Below are 6,313 nucleotides of genomic sequence, written 5' to 3'. Positions count from 1 at the left end.
ACCTCACGGTCGAGCGGCGGCGTAGTCGTGATACGGGACGGGGAACAGCAGGTCAGAGGTGATTGCCCAGAAACGCACGGACGAGCGGAACGACCTCGTCCAGAGCGCTCTCGAGCAGGAAGTGGCCGCCGGGCACCAAGTGCACCTCGGCGTCCGGCAGGTCGGTGGCGAAGGCGAGGGCCCCGGCGGGTCCGAAGATCGGGTCGCCTTTTCCCCAGATGGCGAGCAGCGGGACCTGCCGCTCGCGGAAGTGCTGCTGCACCTTGGGGTAGAGCTCCAGGTTGGTGGCGTAGTCGAGGAACAGCGCGAGCTGCGCCCGGTCGCTGTCGGGCCGTGACAGCAGGTCGTGATCGTGAGTCCAGGTGGTGGGGTCGATCAGGCTCTCGTCGGTCACGCCCGCGAGGTATCGCCAGCGGGTCAGCTCCAGACTCAGCGCCTCACGAACGCCGGCCTCGGTGTGGGGGGTCTGCTCACGCCAGTAGTCGCGCACCGCGGTGAAGAACTCCGGCTGCAGTCCCTCGTCGTAGGCGTTGCCGTTCTGGGTGATGATCGCCGTGACCGCGGTGGGTGTCCGCAGCATGAGCCTCCACCCGATCGGCGCACCGTGGTCGTGGACGAACAGGCAGTAGCGCTCGATGCCGAGCTGAGCGAGAAAGGTTCCCGTGATGTCGGTGAGCGAGTCGAAGGAGTAGGTGAACTCGTCTGCTGTCGGCGCGTCGGAGAGTCCGAAACCGAGATGGTCGGGTGCCACCAGGTGCCAGCGGTCCGCGAGCCGTGGCAGGAGGTGGCGGAACATCAGAGAGCTGGCGGGGAAGCCGTGCAGAAGCACCACGGTGGGCCGGTGTCTCGGCCCGGCTTCCCGGTAGAAGATCTGATGGCCGTCGACCATGGCGTACCGGTGATGAATCTTGACCATGCGCTGTGCCGCCTTCGCCCGGTGTGCCCGCTGCTTCGGGGGTGGTCACTGGAATGTAGGGACCCCCTGTGGACGAATTCTGAAGTCGCGACAGAGCGAGGCGTCTGCCCGGTGTCAGCCCTTGAGGATTGCGGCCGCAACCCGTTCGAAGAGCCACTTCTTCGTGCGGTCGACGCCCCACCCGAACTCCTCCACGGCAAGGTCGATCTGAGGAATGCGGAAGTGGAAGTAGATGATCTTTGCCGTGTCCTCGATCGAGAGTCCCTCGGCCAGGTCTCCGTCGGCGGCGATGCCTCTGACGATCGTCTCCAGCGCCTCGATGTGGCGCTGATTGGCGATGTCGAGAAATTCCCGGGTGGCCGGAGAGCTGGCGGCGGCGCGCTCGACGATGCGCACGATGTCGCCGGCCTCCGCGCGAATGTCGAAATAGCCCTCGGCCAGGACCTCCAGCTTGGCCCGACCTGTGGGCGGGGCCAGCGAGTCGACGATGATCCGTTCCACCGTCGGACTCGTCGTCCAGATGTCCATCAAGGTCCGAAGCAGGCCCTCCTTGCCTCGGCACTGGGCGTAGACAGTGGCTGGGGAGACACGCGCCTCGCGTGCGATCCTCTCGACTGTGGTCTGTGTGTAGCCGTGCTCGGCGAACAACTTCCGCGCTGTTTTGACGACTTCCTGCCGCGTCATCATGGCGTACTCATCACGACGGCTCGGTGCCTGCCCTGACAACGTCTCACTCCTCGTTCTGGCGGCGACCTGTGTCGCCGGACCATGTACGACCGAATGCTCTCATCAGGGTCCAGGCGGCACCGGTCGCGCTCTCGGACTCGAACGCGTCGCGTCCCAGAACGGCCGAGGCGTGGGTCCGGATCGCGTCCAGCTCGCTCGCGTCATCGGGATCGGGTACCTGCCCCAGGGAGACAAAGGCCTGGTCGGTGAACCCGAGCAGCCGTGCGGCGAGCGTCATGTCCCCGTCCGCCGACGCGAGGGCGGCACCGGCGAGTCCGAGGTAGGGCAGGAAGTCTCGGTAGCCGAATCGGAAGACACGCTCGCGGCTCTCCTCGATCAGTCGACGTGCCCGCTCCACATTGCCGAGGTGCAATTCGACGAGGGCCAGGTTGTGGTACTCGGAGTGCACGTGCTCGTCCTGGCCGAGCGCCCGGTTGAGTTCGATGCTGGCCTCGTAGAGGTCCCGCGCCCGCGCCTGGTCGCCCGACAGCCGGGCCACGGCGGCGAGCACGTGACGCGGCCGCTCCTCCAGCCGACGCTCACCCGCATCCTGTGCCACGGCGAGGGCACGCTGCGCCAGGCCGGTGGCCCGCTCCAGGTCTCCGCCGCGCAGGGCGACCCGGGCCAGGCCGTACAGCCCCTCGACCTCACCGGCAGGGTCGCCTGCCGCGCGCGAGCGCTCGACCTCCGCGTCCGCCATGCGGCGCACGGCATCGGTGTCGCCCTGTCTGAACGTCGCGCGGAGGTGTTGTCCGTCCGTCACCGTGCCTCATCTGGTGGAGAGTTCGAACTGGCTGGAGTGGCACTCCAGCGACTAGAGTATGAGTGCATTTACGCTAGCGCGACTCCGACCCTGCGCAAAGGCGATGGTGGGACCGGGGCGAGGCCACCCAGGGGGGTCGCACATGACATCACCGCTCGCCCTTGCCGGAAGCGCCGACGAAGCAAGGGAACTTCCGCGCAAGGGCACCCTCCGCCTGCAGGTACTGGGGCCGTTGCGCATATGGCGGGGCGAGAGCGAGGTCGAGGCCGGACCGCGTCAGCAGGCGTACCTGCTGGCCCTGCTCCTCGCTCGCGGAGGCCGGCCGACCGGCGTCGATGACCTGATCGAACTGATCTGGGGTGAGAACGCGCCCGCCAGCGCCCTCAACGTGATCCACAAGTACGTCGGCTCGATACGACGCCTGTTGGAGCCCGACCTGCCCCCTCGGGAAGCGGGCGCCTACCTGCTGAACCGGGGCACCGGTTACCTGTGCACAGCCGGAGCGGACCTTCTCGACCTCACGAGGTTCCGGCAGCAGTCCGGGGCCGCCCGCAAAGCGCGGGCGGACGAGCACGAGGCCGTGGCACTGGATCATTACCTCGACGCACTCCGCCTGTGGAGCGGCCCGGCCGGCGGCGGGTGGGCGCACGGACCCGCAGCCGCACCGATCTTCGCCGGCCTCAACGACGAGTACTTCCAGACCTGCATGGAGGCGACCGAGGTCGCGCTGTCACTCGGGCAGCCGGCGCGAGTGCTGCCGGCCCTGAACCTGGCGGCCACGATGGCCCCGCTGCACGAACCCGTGCAGGCCAGTCTCGTCACTCTGCTGGGCGGCGCAGGCCGACAGGCGGAAGCCCTGGCCGTCTTCGACGCCGTCCGCGCACGCCTCGTCGACGATCTCGGGATAGACCCCGGGGAGGCCCTCCAAGCCGCCCACCAGCAGGTGCTCACCCAGACTCCCCGGACTCGGGCTCCTGCGATCCGGCCGTCGGCCACCGAGGCGCCGCCCGCCGAGGAGCCGACCGCCGAGGCCCTGACAGCCGCACCCTCGGGCACGCCGACACCATCACCGCCCCCGATCCCGCAGATCCCGCCGGGTCCCCCGCCGGGCGGAGTCGACCGGCTGATCGGTCGGACGGAGGAGCTCGCGGCGCTGCGACGCGCTGTCGAGCCGGCCCTGGAGAACGGCACGGCAGTGGTGCTGCTGGAGGGTGAACCCGGAGTCGGGAAGAGCCGGCTCATGGAAGAGATCGCCGACCATGCCGAGGATCGCGGCGCCCTCGTGGTCTGGGGCCACTGCCTCGAAGGCGAGGGCAGGCCGACGATGTGGCCGTGGGTCGAGACGGTGTCCAGCCTGTTCGACGTGATGCCGCCGGCACGGCGGGAGCAGTGGGCGGCTCGCGATCTCGGTCATCTCGTCGGCTCCCGCGTGGAGAGGCCGACCGCGCCGGCGATCCCGGACGGCAACGCCCGACACCGTCTGCTGGAACAGGTCGTCGACCTGATCGCCGAGGCGGCCGACGAGCGGCCGGTCGTGCTGATGGTCGACGATCTGCAGTGGGCGGACACGAGTTCGCTACAGCTCCTGGAACATGTCATCCGCCGCCTTCCCGCCGGCACGGCCGTCGTCGGCGCGCTGCGCAACGCAGGCCCCTCGCCCAGCCTGGAGCTGGTCCGGACGCTGGCCGCCGCCAGTCGCGCCACCGGTCACCGGCGGTTGTCGGTCGGTCCCCTGAGCCCCGCGGAGGTGGCCGAGCTCATCCACCTCGAAACCGGTGTCCGCCTGGCCCTTGACGTGGCCAAATCGGTGCACACGCGCACGGCCGGCAATCCGTTCTTCGTCCAGGAGCTGGGCCGGCTGTGGGCCGCCGACGGCGAGGTCACCCCGGAGACCGTACTGGGCAGCACCGTCCCGATGACGGTGCGCGACGTCGTACGCGATCGCCTCGTCGTGCTCGACACCGACACGCAGGACCTGCTGGACATCGCGGCACTGGTCGGCAGGAGCGTGGAGCTGGTGCTGCTCGCCCGGACAGCATCCCTTGACGTGCGCTCCTGCCTCGAGCGCCTGGAACCCGTCCGCAGTCTCGGTCTGGTCGGCCCGACGCCCGGCGACCCCTTCTCCTACCGCTTCACCCACGACCTGGTGCGCCAAGCCGTGTCGGAGGCGATCCTGCCCGGTCGCGCGGCAGCTCTGCACGGCTCCATCGCGGACGCCATCGAAGAGGTCGGATTGAACGACGAGTCCGTCCCCGAGCGGCTGGCACACCACCTGTGGAACGCGGGTCCCGTGGTGGACCCGGCCCGTACCGTCGCGGCTCTGGTCCGCGCCGGCGCCCAGGCCAAGGCGAAGACGGCGTTGGGGGCAGCCGAGCGCCACCTCGGATCCGCGGTGGAGCTGACGCGCAAGGCGTCGCTTCTCGAGTTGGAGCTCGGAGCTCTCTCGCAGCTGATCGCGGTCGTCGGGATGCGCTCGATGTACGGCACGGCCTCCGTCAGCCTGCTGGAGCGAGCAGAGCACATCGCGCGGCGCCTCGGGCGCGACCGCGAGGCGGCCGGCTTCCTCTTCTCCCGCTGGACCGCGCACGGCCAAGCCCTCGAGCTGGACCGCAGCAGTCTCCTCGCCCGCCGACTCGAGGAGTTGGGCAGCACCTCCGAGGACCCGGTGGTGAGGTGGTACGGCAAGGCGGCGGTGGGAATCCACGAGTGGTGCCTGGGGAACATCGGCGCGTCCTATCAGCAGTTGAGCGCGCTGAGCCCCGAGCTCCTCTCCGCCGACGACGAGTACGATCCCGTGCGAAGCGGCGTGCAGCTGATGACAGCCGGGCTGTTCGCGGAGATCGCCGGCTACCACGGACAGACGGCCCAAGCGCGCGCCGTGCTCGGCACCCTGGCGAAGTCGGCGGGTGACGACCCCTACGCGGTCACCGTCGCTTCGTCCTTCGAGGTACGGACCGCCTCGGTGGTCGGTGACCCCGTCTGGGCTCTGCGTGCGGCCGAGCGCGGGATCGCCGTCGACCCGCACTTCTCCTTCGCCTCCCTCGGCACCTACTTGCGCCTGGCCCGGTGCTGGGCGTTGGCCGTCACCGGGCAGGGCCCGACGGACGCCGCGGACGAAGCGGAACGACTCATTCGCACCCACCTGGTCAGCCCCGCCCGTACCTGCGTCTCGACCTGGTACGGGTTGCTGGGCGAGATGCGCATCACCGCAGGCTCGCTGGACCAGGCCGCGGCAGCACTCGACAGTGCCGAGGAGCATCTCGAACGCTACGGCCAACGATCCGCAGAGGCGCTGATCATCCTGGTCCGCGCGCACCTTGAGCACGCCAACGGCAACGAACGTGGCGCCGTACGCATGGCCGGGCAGGCCCGCACCGTGGCCCTTCGGCAGGGGGCCCATCTCTTCGCGCAACGCGCCGACCGATTCCTCGCCCGACGTGGTCAGCCAGACGCCCAGGCGTTCGGCCGTACAGAAATCCTTCACTCCTCGTCCACCGCGCACTTCTAGGTTCTCGATCCAAGAACGGCGGGGCCGGCCCCGAACAGCGTCCCCATCCAGTGAGCGAGGTCGACACCCATGTCCAGATCCGTTGTCTTCATCCATCCCTGATCTTGCGTGGGTATCCCCGGCTTTAGCCGGGGAGGGAAACGCATCTTAGGACTGCTCTGACCGGCACTCAGAGTCGACGTTTTTGCTGTTCGATGTACTGACGAATCACCGTGAGCGGCGCTCCGCCGCAAGAGCCCGCGAAGTAGGAGCGGGACCAGAACACGGAGCCCATCCCGATCCGGTTGATACGGGAGGTGTACTCCGCCCGCAGGTAGCGGGAGCTGACGCCCTTGAGGCTGTTGATCAGCTTCGACAGGGCGATCTTCGGCGGGTAGTGCACGAGGAGGTGGACGTGATC

5 protein-coding genes are annotated in these 6,313 nt (G+C 69.0%); 1 reads left to right on the top strand and 4 read right to left on the bottom strand.

Features of this window, described 5'->3' with window-relative positions; translation table 11 throughout:
• Positions 1–52 precede the first annotated feature (52 nt).
• The 3 genes from ACFULQ_RS48315 to ACFULQ_RS48305 form a co-directional block, all read right to left on the bottom strand.
• Positions 53–916 carry an alpha/beta fold hydrolase gene (locus ACFULQ_RS48315; protein WP_383558010.1) on the bottom strand — a complete coding sequence of 288 codons (864 nt, stop codon included), beginning with the start codon at positions 914–916 and terminating at the stop codon, positions 53–55.
• Positions 917–1,030: 114 nt separating this feature from the next.
• Positions 1,031–1,603: a TetR/AcrR family transcriptional regulator gene (locus ACFULQ_RS48310; protein WP_383558007.1), complete on the bottom strand. Its 573-nt coding sequence runs from the start codon at positions 1,601–1,603 to the stop codon at positions 1,031–1,033.
• Positions 1,604–1,646: 43 nt separating this feature from the next.
• Entirely contained in the window at positions 1,647–2,405 is a 759-nt protein-coding gene (locus tag ACFULQ_RS48305; RefSeq protein ID WP_383558004.1) for a tetratricopeptide repeat protein, read from the bottom strand.
• A gap of 142 nt (positions 2,406–2,547) precedes the next feature.
• Here ACFULQ_RS48305 and ACFULQ_RS48300 point away from each other — a divergent pair, with 142 nt between their 5' ends.
• Entirely contained in the window at positions 2,548–5,913 is a 3,366-nt protein-coding gene (locus tag ACFULQ_RS48300; RefSeq protein WP_383558001.1) for an AAA family ATPase, read from the top strand.
• 169 nt (positions 5,914–6,082) lie between these two features.
• Here the strand turns inward: ACFULQ_RS48300 and tnpA are convergent.
• On the bottom strand, positions 6,083–6,313 hold a 231-nt coding region (gene tnpA, locus ACFULQ_RS48295), incomplete at its 5' end, for an IS200/IS605 family transposase (RefSeq protein ID WP_383557998.1).

The organism is Streptomyces sp. NPDC057253 (assembly GCF_042669125.1).
GTDB lineage: Bacteria > Actinomycetota > Actinomycetes > Streptomycetales > Streptomycetaceae > Streptomyces.
Note: the sequence above shows the minus strand (reverse complement) of the source record. Positions and strands in the feature narration are given on the sequence as shown.

What these genes read in the sequence shown, in the direction of transcription:
- ACFULQ_RS48310 (WP_383558007.1), bottom strand. Translation starts at nt 1,603, where the DNA reads ATGATGACGCGGCAGGAAGTCGTCAAAACAGCGCGGAAGTTGTTCGCC.
- ACFULQ_RS48300 (WP_383558001.1), top strand. Translation starts at nt 2,548, where the DNA reads ATGACATCACCGCTCGCCCTTGCCGGAAGCGCCGACGAAGCAAGGGAA.
- ACFULQ_RS48315 (WP_383558010.1), bottom strand. Translation starts at nt 916, where the DNA reads ATGGTCAAGATTCATCACCGGTACGCCATGGTCGACGGCCATCAGATC.